This is a genomic window from Aureibaculum luteum, assembly GCF_003449015.1.
Lineage (GTDB): Bacteria > Bacteroidota > Bacteroidia > Flavobacteriales > Flavobacteriaceae > Aureibaculum > Aureibaculum luteum.
The window spans coordinates 782931-806989 of record NZ_QRGD01000001.1 but is presented as its reverse complement, the minus strand read 5'-3'; the positions used below and the strand labels follow the sequence as shown (position 1 = coordinate 806989).

The 24059-nt window shown below is 31.9% G+C and carries 20 protein-coding genes and 1 pseudogene; 10 read left to right on the top strand and 11 right to left on the bottom strand.

All coding sequences use genetic code 11. The features are described from left to right. Positions 1-4: 4 nt before the first annotated feature. Positions 5-3094: a SusC/RagA family TonB-linked outer membrane protein gene (locus D3P13_RS03560; protein ID WP_117880253.1), complete on the bottom strand. Its 3090-nt coding sequence runs from the start codon at positions 3092-3094 to the stop codon at positions 5-7. A 143-nt stretch (positions 3095-3237) separates the two neighbouring features. Here D3P13_RS03560 and D3P13_RS03555 point away from each other — a divergent pair, with 143 nt between their 5' ends. The 7 genes from D3P13_RS03555 (at position 3238) to D3P13_RS03525 (ending at position 10065) form a co-directional block, all read left to right on the top strand. Beyond that, the gene (locus tag D3P13_RS03555) at positions 3238-4479 is read left to right on the top strand and encodes an exo-beta-N-acetylmuramidase NamZ family protein (RefSeq protein ID WP_117879903.1); all 1242 of its coding nucleotides are present in this window, start codon (positions 3238-3240) and stop codon (positions 4477-4479) included. A gap of 236 nt (positions 4480-4715) precedes the next feature. Next, a complete protein-coding gene (locus D3P13_RS03550) occupies positions 4716-5465 on the top strand; it encodes a DeoR/GlpR family DNA-binding transcription regulator (RefSeq protein WP_117879902.1) in 750 nt (249 codons plus the stop codon). A gap of 582 nt (positions 5466-6047) precedes the next feature. Next, on the top strand, positions 6048-6686 hold the full coding sequence (locus D3P13_RS03545) for a hypothetical protein (RefSeq protein WP_117879901.1): 639 nt from the start codon (positions 6048-6050) through the stop codon (positions 6684-6686). Positions 6687-6923: 237 nt separating this feature from the next. After that, entirely contained in the window at positions 6924-8117 is a 1194-nt protein-coding gene (locus D3P13_RS03540) for a hypothetical protein (protein ID WP_117879900.1), read from the top strand. 201 nt (positions 8118-8318) lie between these two features. Further along, complete coding sequence (locus tag D3P13_RS03535) at positions 8319-8786, top strand: RuvC family protein (protein ID WP_117879899.1); 468 nt, start codon at positions 8319-8321, stop codon at positions 8784-8786. Position 8787: 1 nt separating this feature from the next. Next, the gene (locus D3P13_RS03530) at positions 8788-9837 is read left to right on the top strand and encodes a serine/threonine-protein kinase (RefSeq protein WP_117879898.1); all 1050 of its coding nucleotides are present in this window, start codon (positions 8788-8790) and stop codon (positions 9835-9837) included. Positions 9838-9867: 30 nt separating this feature from the next. Further along, positions 9868-10065 carry a hypothetical protein gene (locus tag D3P13_RS03525; protein ID WP_117879897.1) on the top strand — a complete coding sequence of 66 codons (198 nt, stop codon included), beginning with the start codon at positions 9868-9870 and terminating at the stop codon, positions 10063-10065. Between the two features lie 127 nt (positions 10066-10192). On the opposite strand, the pseudogene D3P13_RS03520 reads toward D3P13_RS03525, so the two are convergent. Then, positions 10193-10456 (bottom strand): annotated as a pseudogene (locus D3P13_RS03520) (hypothetical protein); the annotation flags it as partial. Positions 10457-10602: 146 nt separating this feature from the next. On the opposite strand from D3P13_RS03520, the gene D3P13_RS03515 reads away from it, so the two are divergent. Then, complete coding sequence (locus D3P13_RS03515) at positions 10603-11535, top strand: cadherin repeat domain-containing protein (protein WP_117879896.1); 933 nt, start codon at positions 10603-10605, stop codon at positions 11533-11535. Positions 11536-11592: 57 nt separating this feature from the next. Here D3P13_RS03515 and lepA read toward each other — a convergent pair whose 3' ends face one another. After that, entirely contained in the window at positions 11593-13389 is a 1797-nt protein-coding gene (gene lepA / locus D3P13_RS03510; RefSeq protein WP_117879895.1) for a translation elongation factor 4, read from the bottom strand. 105 nt (positions 13390-13494) lie between these two features. Between lepA and D3P13_RS22300 the strand changes: the two genes are divergently transcribed. Together D3P13_RS22300 and D3P13_RS03505 are read left to right on the top strand one after the other, a co-directional pair. Continuing rightward, positions 13495-13629 (top strand): hypothetical protein, encoded by a 135-nt coding sequence (locus D3P13_RS22300; protein WP_262511824.1) that lies wholly within the window; start codon positions 13495-13497, stop codon positions 13627-13629. 4 nt (positions 13630-13633) lie between these two features. Beyond that, positions 13634-14542, top strand: coding sequence for a TIGR01777 family oxidoreductase (locus D3P13_RS03505; RefSeq protein ID WP_117879894.1), 909 nt, complete (start codon positions 13634-13636; stop codon positions 14540-14542). A 2-nt stretch (positions 14543-14544) separates the two neighbouring features. On the opposite strand, the gene D3P13_RS03500 is transcribed toward D3P13_RS03505, so the two are convergent. From D3P13_RS03500 to D3P13_RS03465, 8 genes are all read right to left on the bottom strand, one after another. After that, positions 14545-15711 (bottom strand): hypothetical protein, encoded by a 1167-nt coding sequence (locus D3P13_RS03500; RefSeq protein ID WP_117879893.1) that lies wholly within the window; start codon positions 15709-15711, stop codon positions 14545-14547. 112 nt (positions 15712-15823) lie between these two features. Beyond that, on the bottom strand, positions 15824-16636 hold the full coding sequence (locus D3P13_RS03495; RefSeq protein WP_157972821.1) for a hypothetical protein: 813 nt from the start codon (positions 16634-16636) through the stop codon (positions 15824-15826). Between the two features lie 154 nt (positions 16637-16790). After that, positions 16791-18035: an AbiH family protein gene (locus tag D3P13_RS03490; protein ID WP_117879891.1), complete on the bottom strand. Its 1245-nt coding sequence runs from the start codon at positions 18033-18035 to the stop codon at positions 16791-16793. 12 nt (positions 18036-18047) lie between these two features. Continuing rightward, the gene (locus tag D3P13_RS03485) at positions 18048-20069 is read right to left on the bottom strand and encodes an alpha/beta hydrolase family protein (RefSeq protein WP_117880252.1); all 2022 of its coding nucleotides are present in this window, start codon (positions 20067-20069) and stop codon (positions 18048-18050) included. A 423-nt stretch (positions 20070-20492) separates the two neighbouring features. After that, positions 20493-20687, bottom strand: coding sequence for a YwbE family protein (locus tag D3P13_RS03480; protein ID WP_117879890.1), 195 nt, complete (start codon positions 20685-20687; stop codon positions 20493-20495). A gap of 48 nt (positions 20688-20735) precedes the next feature. Beyond that, positions 20736-21785 carry a DUF6340 family protein gene (locus D3P13_RS03475; RefSeq protein ID WP_117879889.1) on the bottom strand — a complete coding sequence of 350 codons (1050 nt, stop codon included), beginning with the start codon at positions 21783-21785 and terminating at the stop codon, positions 20736-20738. A 107-nt stretch (positions 21786-21892) separates the two neighbouring features. Then, a complete protein-coding gene (gene obgE, locus D3P13_RS03470; protein ID WP_117879888.1) occupies positions 21893-22885 on the bottom strand; it encodes a GTPase ObgE in 993 nt (330 codons plus the stop codon). 59 nt (positions 22886-22944) lie between these two features. Beyond that, positions 22945-24057, bottom strand: coding sequence for an adenylate kinase (locus D3P13_RS03465; protein WP_117879887.1), 1113 nt, complete (start codon positions 24055-24057; stop codon positions 22945-22947). Positions 24058-24059 lie beyond the last annotated feature (2 nt).

Sequence of the window (24059 nt, the reverse complement as noted above, 5' to 3'; positions counted from 1 at the left end):
TTCTTTAATTTAATATTATACTTAATCCTATTGAATAACTACGAGGGTTTGGTATTGCCATCACATCATAGCCTTCTCCACCTACACCACCTGCAGCTGCAGAAACAGCATTACCAACAGCATCTATACCTGAATAGTTTGTCCAAGTAAATAAATCATTAGCCACAAAATATAGGTTCATAGAATTAAGTAATTTAGACTTTTTAAGTAAATCATCTGGTAAACGATACGCCAAACGTAATTCACGTAGTCTTATATATTTTATATCTTTTTCTATCCAATCTTCATCTCCTCCAGTAAATATGCTAGAACCATATGTACCATAATCAACAGATATTGTATTTGTAGTTGGATTGGCTGTGTTTTCATTACCATCTTTTATAACCCCTTCAAATACTTGATCTGGTCCTTCTCTTAATTCAACGGACTCCCAACTTGTACCTCTTTGCATCATATAACGTTTAGTACCATTAACAACAGTAGCACCTAAACGCCCTGAAAACAATCCTGATAAAGTTAAGTTTTTATACTTTAAACGCGTAGTTATACCAAAACGTAAATCTGGTTCTCTGTTTCCAAGATTAGACCATTCAGAAGAAGTTAAAGGTAAACCACTTGTTGGAGAAATTAAGATATCTCCATTGTCATTACGTTCATAAGCTCGACCTGTTAACGATGTAATAGGGTTACCTACACTAATACCTGTTCTTATATTACCAGATAACCAAGTGTATGCGTTATAATATTCGGTAACGTTTTCTGGCAGATAAACAACCTCAGAGGTTCCATGAGATCCGTTAACACCCACATTCCAAGTGAGATCTTTAGTTTTTAAAACATCAACATCAATTGCTGCTTCCCATCCTTTTGTTTCAAATGTACCCACATTTAATGTGTTTAACACGAAACCAGTAGCATAACTTAAACGGAAACCTTGTATTATTTGATTTGAATTTTCTGTTTCAAAATATGAAAAAGTACCTTTTACTCTATTTTTAAACAATCTAAAATCAACACCAACCTCTTGACCAGTAGTAATTTCTGGTTTTAAATTTCTATTAGGCCCTGTAAATCCATATTTATAACCACCACCTGTTAAACCAGTTGTTTGTAATTCAGGGTCAATTTGTAATGGGTTAGCATCTTTACCAACTTGAGACCAAGAACCTCTAAGTTTTATGTAGTTGATAGCTTCTATCTCTTTAATAAAATCTAAATCAGATAAAACGAAAGAACCTTCTATAGATGGGTAAAAATAACTGTTGTTTTCTTTAGGTAATGTAGATGACCAGTCATTTCTAGCTCTAAAAGTAAGAAAGGCCATGTTATTATAACCCACTTGAAACTGACCAGAAATACCTTGTACTCTACGTTTTGTGTTTCTTTGTTTAGAAACAATAGTTAAAGGATCTACGTTATTAATGGATTGAAAACTAGCATCAATAAAATTAGTACCATAAGTAGAAGCTCGTGTAATTTTATTTTCTAATTGGTGATACCCAACTTGTGCTGAGACAGATAATTTATCATCTAAAAACTTATTATCGTAACCAGAAAGTATATTAATACTAGGATCAGAATAATTTGAATTAACTAAACTATATGAACCATCTCCAGCATTATTATAAGCATAATATGGATTTCTAGAAGAAACATAGGTTTGATTTGCCACATCCCAACCAACTTGTGCTCTTAAAAAGGCATTTTTAATGGGTGTAAAGTTAAGCGATACATTACCTAGAATACGATCTGATTCGTCATAATATTTATTGTTGTACATGTCAAACAGAGGGTTTAACAAGTCAACATCATGGTAATATTCAGGGTTTCTCATATGTAAACCATCTTCAGCTAAATAATTACTCATATCATCAACAACAGGCCATAACATAGCACGGTATAATGGGCTTTCTGTACCTCTTCTTACCTTGTTGTTTTCTGTACCAGTATATTGCATAGAACCTTCAAATTTTAACCAATCTGTAATTTGAGCTCTACCAGATAAGCTTAAATTCGTTCTTTCATATTCTGTAGTTTTAATAACTCCAGTTTCGTTTAGTTGTGAAAAACTTGCACGGATGGTAGCTTTATCAGAACCACCTTCAACAGCCACATTATAACGTTGCTGAACACCTGTTTGAAGTATAGCATCTACATTGTCATATAGTTGTTGACCATCAGGATACAATCCACCATATTTACTTGTGTAGTAATAATTAGTAGTTCCACGGGCTCCATTAGCGTATTTGTCTTGCATTTCCGGATAGCCATACGCATTACTTAATTTAATATAATTACTAAAGGTAACTCTACCTTTACCAGCCTTACCTTTTTTAGTAGTGATGATAATGGCTCCGTTTGAAGCATCAGAACCATATAAAGCAGCCGCACCGGCACCTTTTAATACGGTTATTGATTCTACGTCTTCAGGGTTAAAATCATTACCACGTGAAGAGAAATCTGAGTTGTTCACAGAATACTCGCTTGTTGCTCCACCTGCCATCCCGTTAGGATCGAAAGAAGAGTTGTTCATAGGTACACCATCTACTACATATAATGGTTGATTGCTACCAGATATAGAAGTAATGTTTCTTAATACTACATTACTAGAAGCTCCTGGTGCACCACTTGTAGAACTGATTTGAAGACCAGGTACACGTCCGGAAAGAGCAGTAATAAAATTCTCTCTACCAGATTCGGTAATAGTTGATCCATCAATTGTCTGTGTTGCAGCACCTACACCTCGTTCGGCTCGTTTTTGGCCAAATTCAGCAGTAATCATTACTTCGCCTAAAACTGAGGCATCTTCAACCATAGTTATATTTAAGGTTGATCCAGATACTACTTGTTCTTGTTTTTTGTAACCAATAGATGAAATAACTAATGTTGTCCCTTCTGCTACCGATATGTTATATTTTCCATTAAAATCGGTTGCTGTTCCTTTCTTTGTTCCTTTCACTAATATCGTTACTCCTGGCAAGGGTGTACCAGTTTCGTCTGCTACCGTACCACTCACACTAATGTTTTGTGCGGATAATAGGGCAAATGAAGTTGTAAAGAAAATTAGGAAGAATGCTTTAATTTTTTTTCTCATGAATGAATTATTTTCGTTAGTACTGGTAAACATATAAAAATTTTTGCAATCTTTTGCGGTTTTAACTTTGTTTTTGCTGTTTTTTGAAAATTTAACTTAATTTGCGAACTAATTGATACATTTACACCTTAAATTATGAGAATATGATCTTCAAATTAAATTTTTTTCCCATTGTATTATTTTGTTTTGGGATATATATTGCAAAATCGAATGAATTACTGTCAAAAAACAGTAAAAACCTGCAAATCAGTGAAATTATTACGGGTGCAGACCAAACCGAAAAATACCTACCTTATTTAAAGGATAAGCGGGTGGCTATAATGGCGAATCCCACAAGTATTATAGGAGAAAAACATTTGGTAGATAGTCTTCAGAACTTAGGGGTAAATATTGTAAAGGTATTTGGTCCGGAACATGGTTTTAGAGGAAATGTTGGTGCAGGTGTTCATGTTACTGATGAAATAGATCGTAAAACGGGTATTCCTATTGTTTCTTTATATGGTGCTAAAAGAAAGCCTTCAAAGAAAGATTTTGAAGATATTGATGTCCTTATATATGATCTTCAAGATGTTGGAGTTCGGTTTTATACAAATATTAATGCGTTGGTACGTTTGATGGAAGCATGTTATGAAAATGACAAGGAGTTGTTAATTTTGGACCGACCTAACCCTAATGGCTATTTAATTGATGGACCTGTATTAGATATGAAATATAAATCAGGGATAGGTAAATTTCCTATTCCGATGTCTCATGGACTAACAGTAGCTGAGTTTGCTCAAATGGCAAATGGTGAAGGTTGGGTTACATCAAATGGCAAAGCTGTGCAATGTAAGCTGAAGATAATACCTGTTGTCAATTATGATCATAATATGCCTTATACCTTGCCTGTATCGCCTTCGCCAAATTTAAATACGCAATTATCTGTATTGTTATATCCGTCTACATGTATGTTTGAAGGTACTTATATTAACCATGGAAGAGGTACAAAGTTTCCTTTTACTATATTTGGAAGTCCGGCTTATAAAGGTATTTATGATTTTTCATTTACTCCTAAAAGTATAAAAGGCATGTCAATGACTCCTTTATTTATGGATGAAGTATGTTATGGAATAGATTTACGCAATTACGATACTGATTTACTGAGAGAAAGCAAGCAAATAAATTTGAAATGGATAATGGAATTGTATACGTCTAGTCCAGAGAAGGAAAAGTTTTTTGATGGTAGTTTAAGTAATCAAATGAACAGTATTGAAATACAAATTGGTTCAGGATTGTTTAGACAGCAAATAATTGATGGCGTGCCAGAATCTGAGATTCGTGCCAGTTGGGAACCAGGTTTATCAAGCTATAAAAAGATGCGTGAGAACTATTTGTTGTATCCGTAAATAGCGTTGAGATAAACATTGAAATAGTTATAAATAGGTGTGAGTATATCAAAAATGCTTAATTGCGAAATAAAAACTAGTATTTCTAAAAAGTAGTTCATTAGAAAAAATTATAATATATTGCGTTTTTATACGTGTTTTTGCGTTTTATTTTAGAATTAAACACGCAGAATTGGAAATTTGGCAACAATTGAGTGTAATAATTGTTAATTTATCAAATAAACAAAATAATTTTTATGTTAAAGTTAGAAAGACATCAATTAATTCTACAGAAATTAAAAACGCATAGAAAAGTACATTCTACCATTTTGAGCGTTGAGTTACAAGTTTCTGAAGATACTATTAGAAGAGACTTGAAGGAGTTGGAAGCTCAACATTTATTACATAAGGTACATGGTGGAGCATTGTCAATTGAAAACAAAATACTTAGTTATAACGAAAGGAGTGTTTCAGATTTAGATAAGAAAAAACAAATTGCAAAAAAAGCCGTCAAATTAATTCATGACGGTCAGGTTATTATTATGACTGGAAGTTCTACCAATTTAGAATTGGCAAAATTAATACCAGCAAATATAAATTCAACAATTTTTACGTACAGCTTGCCTATTGCCTTGCAGCTATCACACCATCCAACAATTGAAGTTATTTTTATTGGTGGTAAATTAAATAAATCAGCCCAAGTAACCATTGGTATTGACGTTATAAACTCAATATCTAAATTAAGAGCTGATATTTGTTTTATGGGTACAGATGCTTTAAATATAGAAAGAGGAATGACGGAATCTGATTGGGAAGTGGCTCATATTAAAAAGGGTATGGTAGAATCTTCAGATTATGTAGTTTCTATGTGTATTAGCACAAAAATAATGGAGGCAAGACGATATGCTGTTGTTTCTATTAATGACATAGATGTTATTGTAACTGATGATCAAATAGATGAGTCATTGTTAGTACCATTTAAAGAACGAGGAATTGTGGTGATGTAAAGCGTTGCTGTTATAGCAAAGAATTATACTATCAGAATTGTGGATCGAATTTTAACGCTAAATTAATTCGTCAGTACTGGCCTTATTTTTATATATACATTTATTTCTTTTTTGCTAATTAATACATCGGACAACATGGCTAGAACTTGTACTTTAAATGCCATTGGGAATATCAAGTGCCACCCCAGCTTGTGGTGTCAAATTGACTCCTCCAAATTTTAAACTTTTTTTTGCTGAGTTCAAAGAGAAAATTATCTGGTAAGTGGTCGCAATTTGAGACCACCTCATCTTTTTTTCCTTTTTTAATTAAGAAATACAAAACGCCACATCACAAAAAACCAATCTAAACCCAGCAACTTAGACCTATTATCTGTATGCTGTAAAAAAAATTCAAATAACCACTATTTAGTTTGATTCTAAATTTTTTTTTCTACATTTGGTTTGTAGTCGCTAAACAAAGACCCTTTAGTACCCGTTTTTAGTATTCTCTTCTTTTAGCTTCTCATAAGGTATAAAGCCATTTCGGATATAAACGCTTTGCGTTTATATAATTGTTGGCAACAAGCTAAAAAAAACATTGCGATGAATAACTATATGAAATTATTACTGCATTTAAAGCAATATGAAGGTGACGGAAAAATGCACCAAATCGAACAATTATTTCCTGAAATGTCAACTTCCGAGAAAAGTAATATTTTCAAAGAATTGTCGGAGGAAAATTTTATAGTTTTAAAAGGTAGAGAACCTCGTTTTCATTCTCACATAATTGAAATAAACCAATTAACTCGAGAAAGTAAAGTTACGGAAAGCCCAATGAATGAAATGATTGACAAAACCGAACCTGAAAAATTTACGGCCAAATTGACTTTTAAGGGGGCCAAATATTTAAAAGAAGAAATCGAAATGCAAGATAAAGGCAAATACAACATCAACGTTTCTGGCGAAGGGGCAAATAATACATTTGTAATAGAATCGAGTAACGTTCGAATTGAAAATAAACCTGAATTCAAAAAACGAATTGATAATATAATTGATGTTTTAAAAACGGACAAATCAATCAATAATGAATTGAAACAACAAGCAATATCTGACTTTCAAAATGCTAAAAACGAAATCGGAGAAAATGGAAAATTACCTGAAAAGATTATGAAAGGAATTTTACAATATGGTTCTGAAATAAGTTCTATTGGTAGTCTTGTTCTTCAATTACTAGGAGGATAAATAATTAAACCGAGAAAAGCCAGTTGCCAACACTGTATAAAAAAAACAGGGCAAGTAAGTGCTAAACCCAATGTTTCAGGCGTATTTGCGAGGTCGCCAAATCTTTTGATTTGGCTTTTAGATGAATAATATAAAACAAAATGCAAAAGATTTGGCTTGTGGATAATCCGAATATTTATTGCTTATTTACAGCCCTACTTCTTTTATACTAAACGTTGTATTGTAATTATAAAATTAATGGAGAACACCATATTCTATTCTTGGCAATCCGATTTGCCAAATAATTCGAACAGAGGTTTTTTGGAATCTTGCCTCAAAAACGTGCCTAAAGAAGTCAATAATGTTGGACAATTTTCAATTGAATTGATCATTGACAGAGATACCAAGAATGAAACTGGAACTCCGGACATAACTGAAACTATTTTCAAAAAAATAGACAAGGCGAAAATTTTCATTGCTGATATTTCAATAATCAATTCAGATTCTAAAGGAAGGAAAACTCCGAATCCAAATGTATTGATTGAGCTCGGATACGCAGCAAAATCTATTGGGTGGGACAAGGTTCTTTGCATTTACAATTTAGATTATGGTAGCTTAAATGATTTACCATTCGATTTAAGACAAAGAAGACCCATAACATATAGCCTAAAAGACAAAGACAAAAGTAAAATCAGAAAAAGAATAACAAAAATAATTACTGAATCAATTACACAGTTGCACAATTCAGGTGCTTTATTTGATATAATAAACGATTATCTTAAAGTACAAGTAGATACTGAGATACTTACAATAATAAATCACTTAAGTAAGATTGTTTTTGGATATTCTAACATGAAAACTCTAAAATCAATCTCTAACTTTATGAATCTTAAGGATGATGAAATAATAGAGATTCTTAAGTCTAATACATTTCTTGGTTTCCAAATATTCAAGAAATGGGAAGTAAATGAAAGCAACTTAAAAGAAATTGCAGACAAGACAATTTCATCATTTTATCACGGAAAAGAACTTGCTGGAATTATAATTGAATTAATGCGATGGACAGGTAGTTTTGACAACTTCAATCGTTCAAGAACAACTCCTGATTTATTTAATTTAACGGAAATAAAAACTACCGATTACAAAGCAACTTCAGGTTTATCGATTAACCCTAAGAACACAGAATTCCCTGACAGATTTATGCTTCTTAAAAAAGTAGATGAAAGTCACGGAATGGTTCAAGATTTTGGGGATTTTATAGAAAAAGATAAAATAGAAGGTTTAATAAACATCTATAAATTTAACACAAAACATATTAAAGCTTATGCAATAATGATAAGACAATTTATTCAAATTGCAGAAAAATGGCTTGATAAAACTAACGGAGAATTTATCATTGAAAACACTAAGCAATTCGAAATAAAAACTGTGCCCATAAATGACTATAATTAATACGGGTTTAGTGCTTAACCCAATGTTTAAAGCATTTAAAAAAATCCGCCAAATCTTTTTGATTTGGCTTTAGAACAAAAAAGATAAAACAAAATACATAGTTTTGGCTAAGTGCTTAATCGAAAGTTCACTACTTTTAAGTCCCGTACTAACCATAGCAGAGACGCTGTTACCTAACATAAGACCAACAATAAACAAAAAATGAACTCAATCGGAATTAGAGCAAACCCAAAAGAAATATACTTCGCAATAATTGAACAAAATGGTACAGAAAATAATGTTATAGCGATAGATAAACTTACCTTACCTCTCTCTCTTGAAATACCTGATAGACTAAATTTTATTAGAAAAACAATTATAGATATCATTAATCAATATAATGTTACTAAAGCAGGTATAAAAATAACAGAAGGAAATGCTCAAAGGCTTAATATTCAAAGAATTTCCATAGAAGCCATAATTCAAGAATTATTTTCAAGTTGTTCGGTACAAAAATATTTTGGAGGAAATATTTCTAAAATTTCAAGATTGTTAGGATTTGCAAATAATGGTGATTTAAAAAAAATTATTAAAGGAGAACATATTCCAGATGAATTAGCATTTCTTGAAAATAACAGCGAAACAGAAAGAGAAGCAATATTATCAGCACTTGCTGCATTAAATTTATAATATGAATATAGGACTAAGAGAAGCAAAATTAAACTTTGAGTTAAAAAAAAATATAGGTGCAGAAGGAAAAAACTCTGATGTTTTTATAGCACACGACAAACAATTTGATGCAGATATTGTAATAAAAAGAATTCCAAAAAAAGATTTCAAATCACCAAATGATTATTATAAAGAAGCAAAATGTTTATACGCTTCTAAACATCAAAATATAGTTTCTGTAAATTATTCTTGTGAAGATGACGAACATATTTATATAGCAATGCCACATTATGGAAATGGATCTCTAGAATCATTAACTAATACAAGATTTTTAACTGTAAGAGAAGTATTGAAATATTCAATAGACTTTTTATCTGGTTTAAATCATATCCACACAAAAGGGTTAATTCATTTTGATATTAAACCAACAAATATTTTAATTTCAGATTCTAATGAAGCACTTGTTACTGATTTTGGTTTAGCAAAATTCACAAATATACATAGTGTTGCAGAGCAAGATAGATTTTATAGTTTACATACAGCACCAGAATGCCTTCTAACAAATAAATTCACGATTCAAGTAGATATTTACCACGCTGGTTTAACTTTATATAGAATTTGTAATGGTTCTGGTGTTTTTAAAAATCAATTAATTGGAGTGAAAAACAAAGCAGAACTTGACAGTTTAATATCAAATGGTAAATTTCCTGACAGGCAATTTTTCTTGCCACATATTCCTCAAAAATTAAGAAATGTTATTAGAAAGGCACTTTCATTAAATCCAGTTGATAGACACAATAACTTAATCGAGTTTTTAAATGAATTATCTAAAATTCAAGAAAATTTAGATTGGCAATTAACCGGTATTCCAAATGGGAATAAATGGGTTTTAGACCAAGACAATAAAACCTATGATATTTCGTTAAAACAAGACAATGGTTCATTTAATATAGAGGCATTTAAAACAATGAAAGACTCTGGAAACACGACTAGAATAAAAGATAATTTTAGAAGTAATTTAAGTATTGATAAAGCGACTATTGAACTAAAGAAAATATTAAAGTCATATTAAATATGTACTTTTGCAAATAAGTTTTATTAAATGAAAGCAAATAAAACGTCATATAATCCAAATAAAAATTTGACTAGAGGGAAACTTTCAAACCCATTTTCAAATGCTACAATTCATTCTAGAATTCAAAAATCAGGTGCAATTGATTTAAGAAACAATTCTAAATGTGTAGAAAAGAATGGATATTTTGAAGTGAAAATTATTGATAGGTCAAAAAAATTAAAATAAATTACGTTGGGTAATAACGTAAATAAGAAAAAGCGGTTTAAGTTGTTACTTAAACCGCTTTTTCATTAAATTACAACCTGAAAGTAATAGTAATTTATCCGCTACAACTCATATACAAGGCCATTAATTAAATACAGTATAAAGGAAAAGCTAGAGAAAAACCTAACTGATCATTCAATTTCAATACGGACATAAATGCTTCTTGTGGTATTTCTACATTACCTACTTGACGCATACGTTTTTTAACTTTTTTCTGTTTTTCCAACAGTTTACGTTTACGAGAAGTATCACCACCATAACATTTTACGTTAACATCTTTACGAAGTGCTTTAATGGTTTCTTTAGAAATAATTTTTGCTCCAATAGTAGCTTGAATAGGAATGTCAAATTGTTATAGTGCTCCTATTATACTTTCCAAAAAAAAGAATGCGATTGTTTTCAATATTTAGATTTATTAATGAAATCCATTGAAATAAATAATCCATTTACTAGTTATATGTAGTTCTAAACTAAAATCAACCTAAAAAAATTATTATTATGAAAATCTTAAAACGGACATTACTACTATTAACAGTATCAGTATTAGCATTTAGTTGTAGTAGCGACGACCCGGCAACACTTAATATAAATGATGCTAATATTACTGCTGATGAAAATCAAGCAATTGAGGCAGTTTTAGGTACAGTAACCGCAACAGGTACAGATGGTACTTTTGCATACAGTATTGCCAGTCAGTCACCGGTAGGGGCTATTGCAATTGATGCCGTAACTGGCGTAATTACTGTTGCAGATGCAAGTACTTTCGATTTTGAAACTAACCCAACAATTACTGCAACTGTTGATGTAATGGGAAATTCAATTACAGAAACTGCACAGGTTACCATTTCACTAAATGATATGGATGATTTAGAGTTTCTTTTAAGTAGTTCTAAAGTAGCTTATACCGCTGCAAGTGATGGAGCATGGATTGAAATTACAAAAACAGAGTATGATAACTTAGCTTTAAAATTAAACGAAGTGAGTAAAGTTGCAACAGAAGAATCGGATTACCTAACAGATGATACTCTCATAAAAGCAAATGCTCCAACATTTACATTGGCCAATGGTAATGGAATTAATATACCGGCAGACAGTTATGTGTTTGCTTTTAGATTCTATAGTAAATCAGATAATCATGCTGGTAATAAAGTAAAAGTTTCTGAAACAGACATTAAAACTGGATATTCAGACCTAGGCGGTGTTTTACCTACAGTTGATCAGGGAGATCATTTTTTTATACTGAAAGGGAATAACATTAAAATTACAAATATGGGTTATCTTGCTTATTTATTTAATGGAGACGCTGGATATAACAATAATGATAAAAGAATTTTATATTCATCAGGAGATACAAGTAGTTTAGATTCGGATTCACCGAATAATTCAACCTTTTTATATCAAGGTTTGAGTACTACACAAAAGCAATGGTAATAATCACCACCTATTAAAACATAAAAAAACCCGCAATTTTGCGGGTTTTTTTATGTTTTAATCATTCAATTTCAGCACAGACATAAATGCTTCTTGTGGTATTTCTACATTACCTACTTGACGCATACGTTTTTTACCTTTTTTCTGTTTTTCTAACAGTTTACGCTTACGAGAAATATCACCACCATAACATTTTGCGGTAACATCTTTACGAAGTGCTTTAATAGTTTCTCTAGAGATAATTTTTGCACCAATAGCAGCTTGAATAGGAATGTCAAATTGTTGTCTTGGAATTAACTGTCTTAACTTTTCACACATTTTTTTACCGATGCCATAGGCATTATCGGCATGTAATAATGCAGAAAGGGCATCTACAGGCTGAGCATTCAGTAAAATATCAACTTTCACTAGTTTTGAAGCCCTCATACCGATTGGTGAATAATCGAAGGATGCATATCCTTTAGAAACCGTTTTTAACCGATCATAAAAATCAAATACAATTTCTGCTAACGGCATGTCAAAAGTAAGTTCAACACGTTCTGTAGTTAAATAGGTTTGATTGGTAATTTCGCCACGTTTTTCTATACACAATGACATTACATTACCTACAAACTCTGATTTTGTAATTATTGTGGCTTTAATATAAGGCTCCTCAACACGTTCAAGTCTTGACGGATCTGGTAAATCTGTGGGGTTATTAACTAGAATCTTGGTATTTACATCTTTATGGGTATACGCATGGTAAGATACGTTAGGTACCGTAGTAATTACGGTCATATCAAATTCACGCTCTAAACGTTCTTGAATAATTTCAAGATGTAACATGCCTAAAAATCCACATCGAAATCCGAAACCTAATGCGGCAGAACTTTCTGGCGTAAAAACAAGAGAAGCATCGTTCAATTGTAATTTTTCCATTGAATTTCTGAGCTCTTCATAATCTTCGGTATCTACAGGGTAAATACCGGCAAAAACCATTGGTTTAACATCTTCAAAACCTTCAACAGCATTGGTAGTAGGGTTTTTTGCATCTGTAATAGTATCACCAACCTTTACTTCTTTTGCCTCTTTTATACCTGTAATTAGATAACCAACATCACCTGTTTTAATTTCAGCTTTAGGTGCTTGTTTTAACTTTAAGGTACCCACTTCATCTGCAAAATAGGTTTTGCCCGTTGCAATGAATTTTATGTTTTGACCTTTTTTAATGGATCCATTTAAAACTCTAAAATAGGTTTCAACACCTCTAAAAGGGTTATAAACAGAATCAAATATTAATGCTTGTAATGGTTCATCTGGATTTCCTTTTGGTGCAGGAACTTTGTGAATTATCGCTTCTAAAATTTCTTCAATACCTAATCCAGTTTTTGCACTTGCCGGAATTACATCTTCAGGTTTACAACCAATCAAGTCTACAATATCATCAGTAACTTCTTCCGGGTTTGCACTTGGTAAATCAACTTTATTAAGAACCGGAATTATCTCCAAGTCATTTTCTAAGGCTAAATATAAATTAGAAATGGTCTGTGCCTGAATACTTTGTGCGGCATCAACAATTAACAATGCTCCTTCACATGCAGCAATGGAACGCGATACTTCGTAAGAAAAATCGACGTGACCAGGCGTGTCAATAAGGTTAAGTGTATATTTTTCACCTTCGTACATGTAATCCATTTGTATGGCATGACTTTTAATGGTAATACCACGCTCACGCTCTAGGTCCATACTGTCTAACAACTGATCTTGCTTTTCTCGATCGGTTACAGTGCCAGTAAATTCCAGCAATCTATCTGCCAAGGTACTTTTACCATGGTCAATATGGGCGATAATACAAAAGTTACGGATGTTCTTCATTCAGTTCAGAAAATAAGTCAACAAAGGTACTGTTTTTAAAATTATACTCAATTATGCATTTTGCTTTTAAAATTGTAATTTTGAGTATTATTATATTTATGTATTATGGAGTTTAAAAGATTAAGACCAAGAAGACAACCTAACCAAAAAAGAGCAATGCTATTGATTGTATTATTACTCTTGGTAATTCTTATTTGGTTAAATGCAGATAGTTTAATGGCTCGGGTTTTTAGTAAATAAGTGTATGAAAATATTAATTACAGGAGCTACAGGGTTAATTGGTAATGAAATTATGGCACTTTGTGCACGTAAAAATTATGTTGTTCATTATTTAACTACCAATAAAGAGAAAATCATTAACTCTTCTTCAAAGAAAGGTTTTTATTACAATCCTAGCTCTCAAGAAATTGATATAAATTGTATTGAGGGTGTTGATGCTATTATTAATTTGGCAGGAGCTTCCATTTCTAAACGATGGACTGATAAACAAAAACAAAATATACTCAATAGTAGAATTGATACCGTTAAATTATTATACAAATTACTTTCTGAGAATGAGCATAAGGTGACTCATTTTTCTTCCGCATCTGCATTGGGTATTTATCCTTCTTCGTTAGATGCAAAATATAGAGAGACCGATAACAGGGTAATAAGCGATTCTTTTTTAGGAGAAGTGGTTAAAAAGTGGGAAGATGAAGTGGATACCTTAGAAGGTTTAGGTATTACCGTGTCTAAGTTGCGAACGGGAATTGTACTTTCAAGTGATGGAGGAGCCTTAGATCAGATGGTAAAACCTATCAACTATTATGTTGGTGCACCTTTGGGTAGCGGTAAGCAAATTCAATCATGGATTCATGTTACCGACATGGCAAATATGTATTTATTTACGATAGAACACAATAATGATGGTGTTTTTAATGCTGTAGCTTCTAATCCGGTATCTAATAAAATGCTTACCAAAGCCATTGCAAAACAATTAAATAAACCAATTTGGTTACCTAATATACCTGCTTTTGTATTAAAGTTGGTGTTGGGTGAGATGTCAGCTATTGTGTTGGAAAGTCAATACTTAGTCAATACGAAAATAAAAAATCAAGGATTTCAATTTCAATATGAATGGATTGATGATGCCTTGGCATCTATTTTTGACTGATTTTATTTTTCTTCTTTTTTTACAAAGGTCTTTAACCGATCAATAAAAGCGAGTGTAGTCAATTTTCCTGTTTGATAATAGTAACCCATGTCCTCATTATACAAGGTCTCATTAAAGGTTATTTGTTGCAATTTTGGATCAATTTTCAGATTGAATTTATCACCTCTAGATATTTCAATGCCGTATTCTGTTTTATCATTTTCAAAAATTGGCCAAGGTTTTAAAATACCGTCAACAAATTTATAATAGGTAATTATCAAATGCATGGCTCCACTACCAAAAGTGCCCCAACCCACAATAAAATAACCATTATCAAAAGCAACAACTTCGTTAATGGTTGCATTTCTAAAACCATTTTCTTCTTCGTTATCTCTTAAATTTTCAATTTGTACAATATCATTATTTTTGTATTGAATATAACTTTTCATGTTATGGCGACTGCCACCCTCTCTTTCATCCCAAGCAAAAGTTCGTATTAAACTGTCTTTAGAAGATAAGATTCTGATTTTTTTTGACAATTCTTGAAATGGATATTGCCAACTGTTCTGTAAATTTAGAGTTACAAGTAATTCTTTTTCAAAAGATGGAGCCACACTTTCATAGCGTATTCGGGGCTCACTGTTTTTTAGTTTTTCAAATAAAGTTACCAATGCTTTTTCTGCTTTTATAATGTTATTTGGTAGTCCTTTATGTGGATACGTCCATGGGTAAGATTTGGTGTTGTTAACATAACCGTAGGTGTCAAAGTCTCTCCAGACCCCCACTTTATTTTTTTCATCGGCTTCATAAGAGCTTTGATAACTCTTTTCTGCTTTTAATTTTCCATTTTCATGGTATTCATTGACGGTAATGTCTTGTATTGTGCTATGGCAACCGTCTTCCAGATTTATAAGCCAATTGTGATAAAATTCAGTTTTATTTAGGACTCCATTTTCATCGTAATATTCAAATTTTCCACTGTCCATCCAGCATCCAAATTCGTTTAATGTTTGACCTTTCTCTTTTAGAATTCCATTTGCATAAAAGACTTCGTAATGTCCACCCAATACAGATCCTTGTGTATCATAATAAATTGTTTTTTCTTGAGAGATACTATCAATAACAACCTTGGTTTCTTGAGAAAAACCCCATAATGTATGTAGTAAAAATAAATAAATTACTTTTTGCATTTTTCTTTATTTGGTAATTCAAAGATAAATAGACATACTACTAATTAAATGTATAAAGTTATTTTCGTAGTTAACTAATGTATTTTAGACATACTATTTATTATTACAGAACTCATTCATATGTCTGTTCTGTGATGTCTACTAAAATATCCATGTTATTTTTCCAACGTACCCAACCATTGTAATTTATCTTATCGTCGAAATAACTCGCATATAACTTTGCTTTTTTAACTTTTATCCAATCTCCTTTTAATTCGGTAACTTGAAATGGTAAAAAATCTTCATTATTTCGCTCTAAGAGTATGATACCTTCAGGATTCGTATAAATATCTAAACCTTTTATTGTAATAAACTGTAATCTTTTAAAGTAATTTTCCCAAGTTTCGTAAATATAAAAATCTGGGTTGTAATTAGAGCCGGGGCAATTAGAACAACTGTTTGCATAAACTTGACTTAATTCAGTGTAAAGTGCATAATTAGGATCAATTTTTAAATAAGCAGTTTCAAAAGTATTTTCATCAATTATAATTTTGAAGTAGGTATCTGTTTTTTCTAATACTCTAAATAGTAATTCAGGTCCAAATCGTACCAAGCCTCTATTTATATGATCTTGAGCCATTGTGTCAGAGTCTCCTGAATGCATTCTGTATGGAGAAAATGCTGTTTGGGATATAAATAATAACCTTCCTTTGGTTTCAGATTGACTATCTTTAATGAATTCAAGTTGATCAAAAACCACGGAATCAGTTGGGTTTTTATAAAATTTTAAAGGTTTGTTAAAAGTTAAACTAAGTAAACCTAAACCCATTTCTTTTTCTACTTCAATTTCTGCTTTTTTATCATTAGAAATCTCTTTTATTTCAGGTTTACACTGAAATAAAGTGGATAGCAATACAAAGGGAATATATAGCTTTAAAAACATCATTTTACAATTTAGAGATCAAACATATAGCTAATTATTAATAAATTGTCTAAGTAACATGTATTTGAGTCTTTCGAATCGTTTTTCGTTGAAAATATACAAGTATTTGATTTATAGGACACCAACGGTATTAAAGGATTTTGAGGTCAAAAATTGTTTAATTTTCTTTAACCTTGAATCTTAAGTTTTGAGGCAAAGCTTTACAGTAGGGTTTACTAACTATTTTTCTACGCATTACCTTTTTATCATTAAAATGTCGAGAAATATTTTTTACAATTTCTGTGTAGTTATCATCATCACCTTGTACATGATAATATACTTTTATAGATCTACAATTTTCGTGTTCAAAAATTGCATTTAACAAAACTCTATCTGACAAACCACAAGAATGACCAAGTATAAAGACTTGATACTTTTCTGAATCTAGGTACTCAAACAAGTTGTTATAGTTTATTGTATGCGAGTACTGAAAGGATTTGAAATTTTTTAAGAATTCGTTTTCATTTAAATCTTCTATTAGTTTATAATCCTTATCAGTTTCATCTCCGAAACCAAAATTAATTGGATTTTGAGAATCTCCAACTATGCCATGGATGTAATTAGTGAAAATATTAAATTCTTTCTTTTTGTTAAATAAAAAGTCGTGCGTTTTTGCTGTTGGAGTATAATTAAAAGAAAGTAAATAGGACTTGTAGAATTCTCTTTTTGAAGATTTATTACCATCCACATATTTTTCAATTTCCTTTTTATCTTCAGGAAAAGAAAATTCTCTAAGATAATCAAGTACAGAGTCTTTTTCTAAATGGAGATATGGATCAGATAAGTTAGGTTTTATAATATCATATATTCCAAAATAATTTTTATTGTCTTCAAATTCGTTAAAGTCATTTTTTTTACATACTTCTTCTACTAAATATTTTTCAAATAACTCTTTCAATAAATAGAACTCTTCGTTAAGCTTTGTAACTTTTACATTACTTTCATCAATACTGTTGTTTTTAATTATACTTTTTAAATTGTTATAATATTCATTTTCAATATCCACCCAATTGGTAATTGAACTTTTATCGTTAATTAATCTAAAAAAATCATTTTTAAACTTAAAGATGGGATGGTTACGTCCAGGTTTGGTGAATAAATTTTTTAAATCATCTTCATATGTATAATTATATTCTTTTGCATATTCAGTTAAATTTAAAACAAAGTCATCATAATTTTCAGTTTGTTTATCGTGGTTGAATAACCCATCATATTGAGGATCAATAAAAACGAACTTTTCTATTAATGTGTTTTTATAAGTAGATTTTAAATTTTTCCAAAAATGATTAAGAAAATGTTTATATGAGGTTGGAAGTCCATGTGCTAAGTCGAAGCCATTGCCTATAATTATTAGTTTATTCATTTTGTAATGATATTATTCATTCTCTCTATATTTTTCAAACCAAGCCAAAATATGATCTACTTTGGTAATTAATTGACTAGGTCGGTTAACAATCAAATGATAAGCTCCTGGAATTTCTACCAAGGCGGTTTCAATTTTTCTAATTTTTAACGCACTGTACAATTGCTTTGCTTCTGATAAAGGAGTTCGTCGGTCTTCTGTACCCACCATAACTAGGGTAGGCGTTTGTATATTACCCACTAAAGAGAGTGGAGAAAACTTCCAATAGGTTTCAAAATTTTCCCAAGGTTGCCCGGGATAACGCGAATTTGCATAGCCATAATAGTTGTCAGCCGTTAGGGTTTTACTAATCCAATTCATTACGGGTTTTATAACAGCAGCAGCTTTAAAGCGATTGTTTTTACCAATCATCCATGCAGACATAATACCGCCGGCACTTCCGCCTGTTACGTATAATTCTTTAGGATTTATATAACCTTTAGAAATTACGGCATCTACACCATCCATAACGTCGTCATAATCATTACCGGGATAATTGTGATAGAGTAAATTACCAAATTTTTCACCATAACCAGTACTTCCTCTAGGATTGGGATAAAAAACTACATAACCTGCACTGGCGTACAATTGTATTTCGGGTGAAAATCGGTCTCCATAATTAGAAATGGGTCCACCATGATTTTCTACTAACAAAGGATGTTTTTTTGACGCATCAAAATTTGGAGGATAAGCAATCCAACCTTCAATATCATTGCCGTCAATGGTCGATTTGTACCATATTTCTTCAACCTTACCTAATGTTCTAAATGGTAAAATATCTTCGTTGAGGTTTGAAATTTTTCGAGATTTTCCTTTGGTGATTACAGCAATTTCAGAAGGGTAGCTTGGTGTAGTTTCCGTAAAGGCAATAGTTCCGTTTTCTGATAAAGAATAAGAGCCTCCTCCATAAGGTCTGCCAATAGAAGTGCCTCCTAAATTGTCTGCAATTTTTGAAGTTTTTCCGGATAGGGTAGTGTAGCCAATCTTGGTATTCCCTGTATCATCATATTGAAAGTAAAGTCCTTTTCCGTCAACGCTCCATGTTAAATTGGAAGGACTTCTATCTAAACCTGTATTAATTTGTTTTTTATTAGTGCCATCAATATCCATTATATAGATATGATTTACTTGATAGGTTTGTACCTTATCATCAAAACCTATATAAGCAATTTGTTTACCATTTGGTGAAAGAGCTAAGCTATGGTCTGGCCCTTTTCTGTCTGTTAACGCAGAGGTTTTTCCTGTAGCGATGTCAATAGTATAAATCTCGGAATTTCTAAAGTCATAATCCCAATCTTCAATTAAATTACCACTAAAAAAAAGTGACTTTCCATCTTTTGACCATTGCGGATTGCCAAATTTAAAGTTACCCGAAGAAATTTGTCTTGGAGAACCACCTTCAGCCGAAACAATAAATAAATGTTTAAATCCCGGTTGAATATATCCCGAACCATCGGCTTCATATTTAAATCGTGTGGTTACTCTTGGGTGTTCTGCCCATTTGGCTCCTTCCGGTTTTTTTGGAGCTTTTACCAATGTAGGTTGAGCTTCTGGCACGGTCATTAAAAAAGCGATATGCTTTCCGTCAGGTGACCAACTTAAGCCACTTGGCGATTTTTCTAGTTGCGTTAATTTAGCGGTTTTACCTGTTGCTAACCAGTACACAAATATTTCTGAACCATTTTCAGTACTACTTGTAAAGGCAATTTTAGAGCCGTCTGGTGACCATTTCGGATTAGATTCACTCACTTCATTACTAGTTAATTTTATATGATTTGAACCATCTGTATTCATCATCCATAGTCGAGATTGTTTACGGTCATTCATAATGTCAAATCCACTACGTTGATAGACAACAGGATTACCATCAGGTGAAATTTCAGGGTTTATAGCCCATTCTAATTCAAATACATCGAGATTTTTAAATGAAGATTTGGTTTGAGAAAAGCATAGTGTAGAAATAAAAAGGAAACATAGCGTTAGGGTACGGATCATACAACTAAATTTAGTTAATGAACTCATCTTCACTTTTCTTCTTTCTTGAAAAGGATAGAAATTTGCCCATATTTTGTTGTTTTTCTTATGCGTAGCAATGCTATGCTTTTCAAAAAACGCCTCATCTGAACAAATTTATTCTCATTTTCGGAAAAAAATGAAAAACAAAGTTGAGTTCAAGCTATAAATTTAGTAAAAGAAATTGAGAAAGTAAATTTGTTATTTTTTGGAGAAAGATTAATCGTGATAATTGTCCCCTTGAGGATTATGGAGAAACAAAACTCATTTTGTTTCGAAGATACCGAGCATAGCTCATAGGGGTGTTTTTTTATCGAGAACCAGTTCTCGATACATTTTTTGTTCCATTTCATTTCACAAAAAAAACTCGAACTGACAATACGTTATACATCGTCAAATCGTAAACTACTCCAAAATTTCTTTAACTCTTCCTACTTTTCCAGAAACCAACATCACTTTAATCCCATGAGGATGGTTGGGTGAATTTGTTAGTATTTTTTGTACAACACCTTCGGTAAGTTTGCCAGAACGCTGGTCTTGCTTTAAAACAATTGCTACGTTTTGACCGATATTGATGTTTTTTCTAGTGTTGCCTTGCATATTTATAGTTTACTAAGAAGTTCTGAACAACTAATATACTAATAAGTCCTAATTTTGAGAGGCTAATAGTCTATTGTTTTCTTTACGATACCTTAGTATTTTGATATATCTAATGGCTTCTTTTATCTCATAATCTGTATACGCTTTTTGTGCCCATTCAATAGCTTCATCTAAATTGCCATTTATTTCATTAATAATAGCCATATTGTAACATGCTCTTCCCGCTATTTTATTATCGCTATTAGAGACTTCTTCATTCCATAATTCTGCGGCACTATCCCATTGTCCTGCAATAGCTCTTCTGTTTGCAGTTTCTAATTTATCAGTTCCTTTAATAAAATAATCTCTTGAAACTCGTACACTACGTGGAAGAATTCTTGCCCCATAATTGTATCCAATGGTATTGCTTTTTTCTAAAACAGCTTCTTTTCTTCCTGCTACAGCAGCCAATGCTTTGACCGGGTTAATACCTCTTCCCGTAGTTGTTATATTTTGATTTACGTTGTACTCATCAAGAATTAGTTTGTCCTTTAAATCATAAACTCTCCATCCTGTTTTTAGATGGGTAAAAATTGTTGCATGATGTTCAGGAACTGAAATCTCAAGACCTAAGGGGTTCTTAATTTTTTTCTGAACGATTTTATAATCAACTTTAGAATCGGTATCATAATATGATAATACATATAAAGCATCTACATCATTTTCATCACATATTTTTTGAACGGTCTCCCAAGAAAGTGAAGCTGGAAAAACTCCTGAACCTGGACTTCTTAAGTTAGCATCTTCAATAATTTTAACTTCATCAAAATTTTGATTTTTACCTAGCTTATCTGATAATCCTAAAATAGCCCTATGAGCTCCTTCTTTATCTAAGTTTTTCCCTTCAGCAGATAATACTTTATCTAATTTATCCAATTCAGTATTTTCATCAGAGGGTAAACTTCTGTCTATAATACCTATGTTATGAATGTCTTTAGGCATGTATACAGGTGCAGGCTCGAGCACACCCATAGTCATTTTATTAGTGGTGGCACAAGAGCTTAATATAAGAGCAAGTGCTAATATAGATATAGAAGTTTTGTTGGTTAACTTTGACATAATAGTTTAGTTTAACCGTAGTAACGTTAAACGGACACTATTTATTACTTGTAACCGTAAAATAAATATTTATGTAAAATGTTTATGAAGTGCTGAAATACAGTTAATTAATCATTCAGCATTTTCCACAATTTATCTTTTAATTTCGTCAATCCCACTTGAGTTATAGCAGAAATAAAGATATGATCGACATCTTCTGGTAAATCTTTTTTTATTTCAGCTTTCAGCTCATCATCTAGCATATCAGATTTTGAAATCGCTAATAAACGGTCTTTATCTAATAATTCAGGATTATGTTTTTTAAGTTCATTCAGTAATATTTTATACTCTTCATTGATATCGTCTGAATCGGCAGGAATTAAAAACAACAAAGTAGAGTTACGCTCAATATGACGTAAAAATCGATGTCCCAATCCTTTTCCTTCAGCAGCTCCTTCAATAATACCTGGAATATCTGCCATTACAAAACTCTGGAATTCGCGGTATTCAACGATACCTAAACTAGGTTTTAATGTCGTAAATGCATAATCAGCTATTTTTGGTTTTGCTGAGGTCATTACAGACAGCAATGTTGATTTACCGGCATTAGGAAAACCTACCAAACCAACATCAGCCAATAGTTTTAGTTCCATCTGAAACCAACCATCTTCTCCTTCAACCCCTGGTTGTGCATAGCGAGGTGTTTGATTTGTTGGTGTTTTAAAATGCCAATTTCCTCGGCCACCCATTCCGCCTTCTACAAGAACTTGTTCTTCTCCATCTTCTGTGATTTCGAAAATTATGTCTTGCGTTTCACCATCTCTTAAAATTGTACCTAAAGGAACATCTATATAAACATCATCTCCATCTTTACCGGTACTACGACTCTTACTACCGCCGCCACCATGCTCAGCCTTAAAGTGTTTTTTGAATTTTAGGTGAACTAAAGTCCACATGTTTTTATTACCACGAACAATAATATGACCACCACGACCACCATCACCACCATCTGGACCACCTTTTTGGATGAATTTTTCGCGATGTAAATGCACAGAGCCTTTACCTCCATTACCAGAGGCAGCATGTATTTTTATATAATCTACGAAATTGCCTTCAACCATTTTGTCTTTGTTTGTGCTTTATTTGTTTATAATTATGCTATTTTTTGAGTAACAGAAAACTATAATGTATCAAATACAGAACTTAATCGTTCTGTAATTTCTTCAATACTACCTACACCATCTACTCCAAAATACTTATTTTGATCAGTGTAATAATTTTTTAAAATAGAAGTTTTAGTTTCGTATTCATTAAAACGATTTCTAATTTTAGACTCGTCTTGATCGTCAGGTCTTCCACTTGTTTCGCCGCGTTTTAACAATCTAGCAACCAATAAATCTTCAGCAACTTCTAAGGCTACCATACCGTTAATTGATTGTCCTTTTTCTTCTAAAAAGGCATCCAATGCTTTTGCTTGAGATTCTGTTCTAGGAAAACCGTCAAAAATAAATCCGTTGGCATCAGCATTTTTTTCCACTTCGGCTTTAAGCATATCAATGGTTACTTCATCAGGAACTAAATCGCCCTTATCCATATATGATTTTGCCAATTTACCTAAGTCTGTTTGGTTTTTAATGTTGTATCTAAATACGTCTCCAGTGGAAATATGCACCAAATTATATTTATCTTTTAATACGTCAGCTTGTGTTCCTTTTCCGGCACCTGGAGGGCCAAATAAAACAATGTTTGTCATTTTGTGTGTTGTTAATTGGTAAATGTCTGCAAGGTTTCTTCCTAAACCATTATAATCTAATCCATAACCAACAATAAATTTATCGGGTATAGAAAGACCAATATAATCAATATGTAACTCTTTACGAAAAACATCAGGCTTAAAAAATAATGTTGCAATTTTTAATTGCTTGAGTTTTCGATTTCTGAAGATATTATAAATTTCTTCAAGCGTTGTACCTGTATCAATAATGTCCTCTAAAATAATAACAGTTCTGCCTTCTATATCTTCATTAAGACCTACTAATTGCTTTACGTTTCCGGTAGAATCTGTACCGTTGTAAGATGATAATTTAACAAAAGACATTTCGCAATCTCCGTTATATGCTCTGACAAAATCTGCAGCGAACATAAAAGAACCATTAAGAATTCCAATAAAAATTGGAACTTCATCTTTACAGTCTTTTGCAACTAAAGAAGCCATTTTATCAATAGCAATTTTAATTTTTTTAGCAGAAATATATTTTTTAAAGTGCTTATTATGAAGTTTTATTGTACCCATTT

Coding starts and splice junctions, on each gene's coding strand:
- lepA (WP_117879895.1), bottom strand. CDS start 13,389: ATGAAGAACATCCGTAACTTTTGTATTATCGCCCATATTGACCATGGT.
- D3P13_RS03480 (WP_117879890.1), bottom strand. CDS start 20,687: ATGCAAGGCAACACTAGAAAAAACATCAATATCGGTCAAAACGTAGCA.
- D3P13_RS03540 (WP_117879900.1), top strand. CDS start 6,924: ATGGAGAACACCATATTCTATTCTTGGCAATCCGATTTGCCAAATAAT.
- D3P13_RS22300 (WP_262511824.1), top strand. CDS start 13,495: ATGGAGTTTAAAAGATTAAGACCAAGAAGACAACCTAACCAAAAAAGA.
- D3P13_RS03525 (WP_117879897.1), top strand. CDS start 9,868: ATGAAAGCAAATAAAACGTCATATAATCCAAATAAAAATTTGACTAGA.
- D3P13_RS03490 (WP_117879891.1), bottom strand. CDS start 18,035: ATGAATAAACTAATAATTATAGGCAATGGCTTCGACTTAGCACATGGA.
- D3P13_RS03535 (WP_117879899.1), top strand. CDS start 8,319: ATGAACTCAATCGGAATTAGAGCAAACCCAAAAGAAATATACTTCGCA.
- D3P13_RS03515 (WP_117879896.1), top strand. CDS start 10,603: ATGAAAATCTTAAAACGGACATTACTACTATTAACAGTATCAGTATTA.
- D3P13_RS03545 (WP_117879901.1), top strand. CDS start 6,048: ATGAATAACTATATGAAATTATTACTGCATTTAAAGCAATATGAAGGT.
- obgE (WP_117879888.1), bottom strand. CDS start 22,885: ATGGTTGAAGGCAATTTCGTAGATTATATAAAAATACATGCTGCCTCT.
- D3P13_RS03475 (WP_117879889.1), bottom strand. CDS start 21,785: ATGTCAAAGTTAACCAACAAAACTTCTATATCTATATTAGCACTTGCT.
- D3P13_RS03465 (WP_117879887.1), bottom strand. CDS start 24,057: ATGGGTACAATAAAACTTCATAATAAGCACTTTAAAAAATATATTTCT.
- D3P13_RS03560 (WP_117880253.1), bottom strand. CDS start 3,094: ATGAGAAAAAAAATTAAAGCATTCTTCCTAATTTTCTTTACAACTTCA.
- D3P13_RS03505 (WP_117879894.1), top strand. CDS start 13,634: ATGAAAATATTAATTACAGGAGCTACAGGGTTAATTGGTAATGAAATT.
- D3P13_RS03555 (WP_117879903.1), top strand. CDS start 3,238: ATGATCTTCAAATTAAATTTTTTTCCCATTGTATTATTTTGTTTTGGG.
- D3P13_RS03485 (WP_117880252.1), bottom strand. CDS start 20,069: ATGATCCGTACCCTAACGCTATGTTTCCTTTTTATTTCTACACTATGC.
- D3P13_RS03500 (WP_117879893.1), bottom strand. CDS start 15,711: ATGCAAAAAGTAATTTATTTATTTTTACTACATACATTATGGGGTTTT.
- D3P13_RS03495 (WP_157972821.1), bottom strand. CDS start 16,636: ATGATGTTTTTAAAGCTATATATTCCCTTTGTATTGCTATCCACTTTA.
- D3P13_RS03550 (WP_117879902.1), top strand. CDS start 4,716: ATGTTAAAGTTAGAAAGACATCAATTAATTCTACAGAAATTAAAAACG.
- D3P13_RS03530 (WP_117879898.1), top strand. CDS start 8,788: ATGAATATAGGACTAAGAGAAGCAAAATTAAACTTTGAGTTAAAAAAA.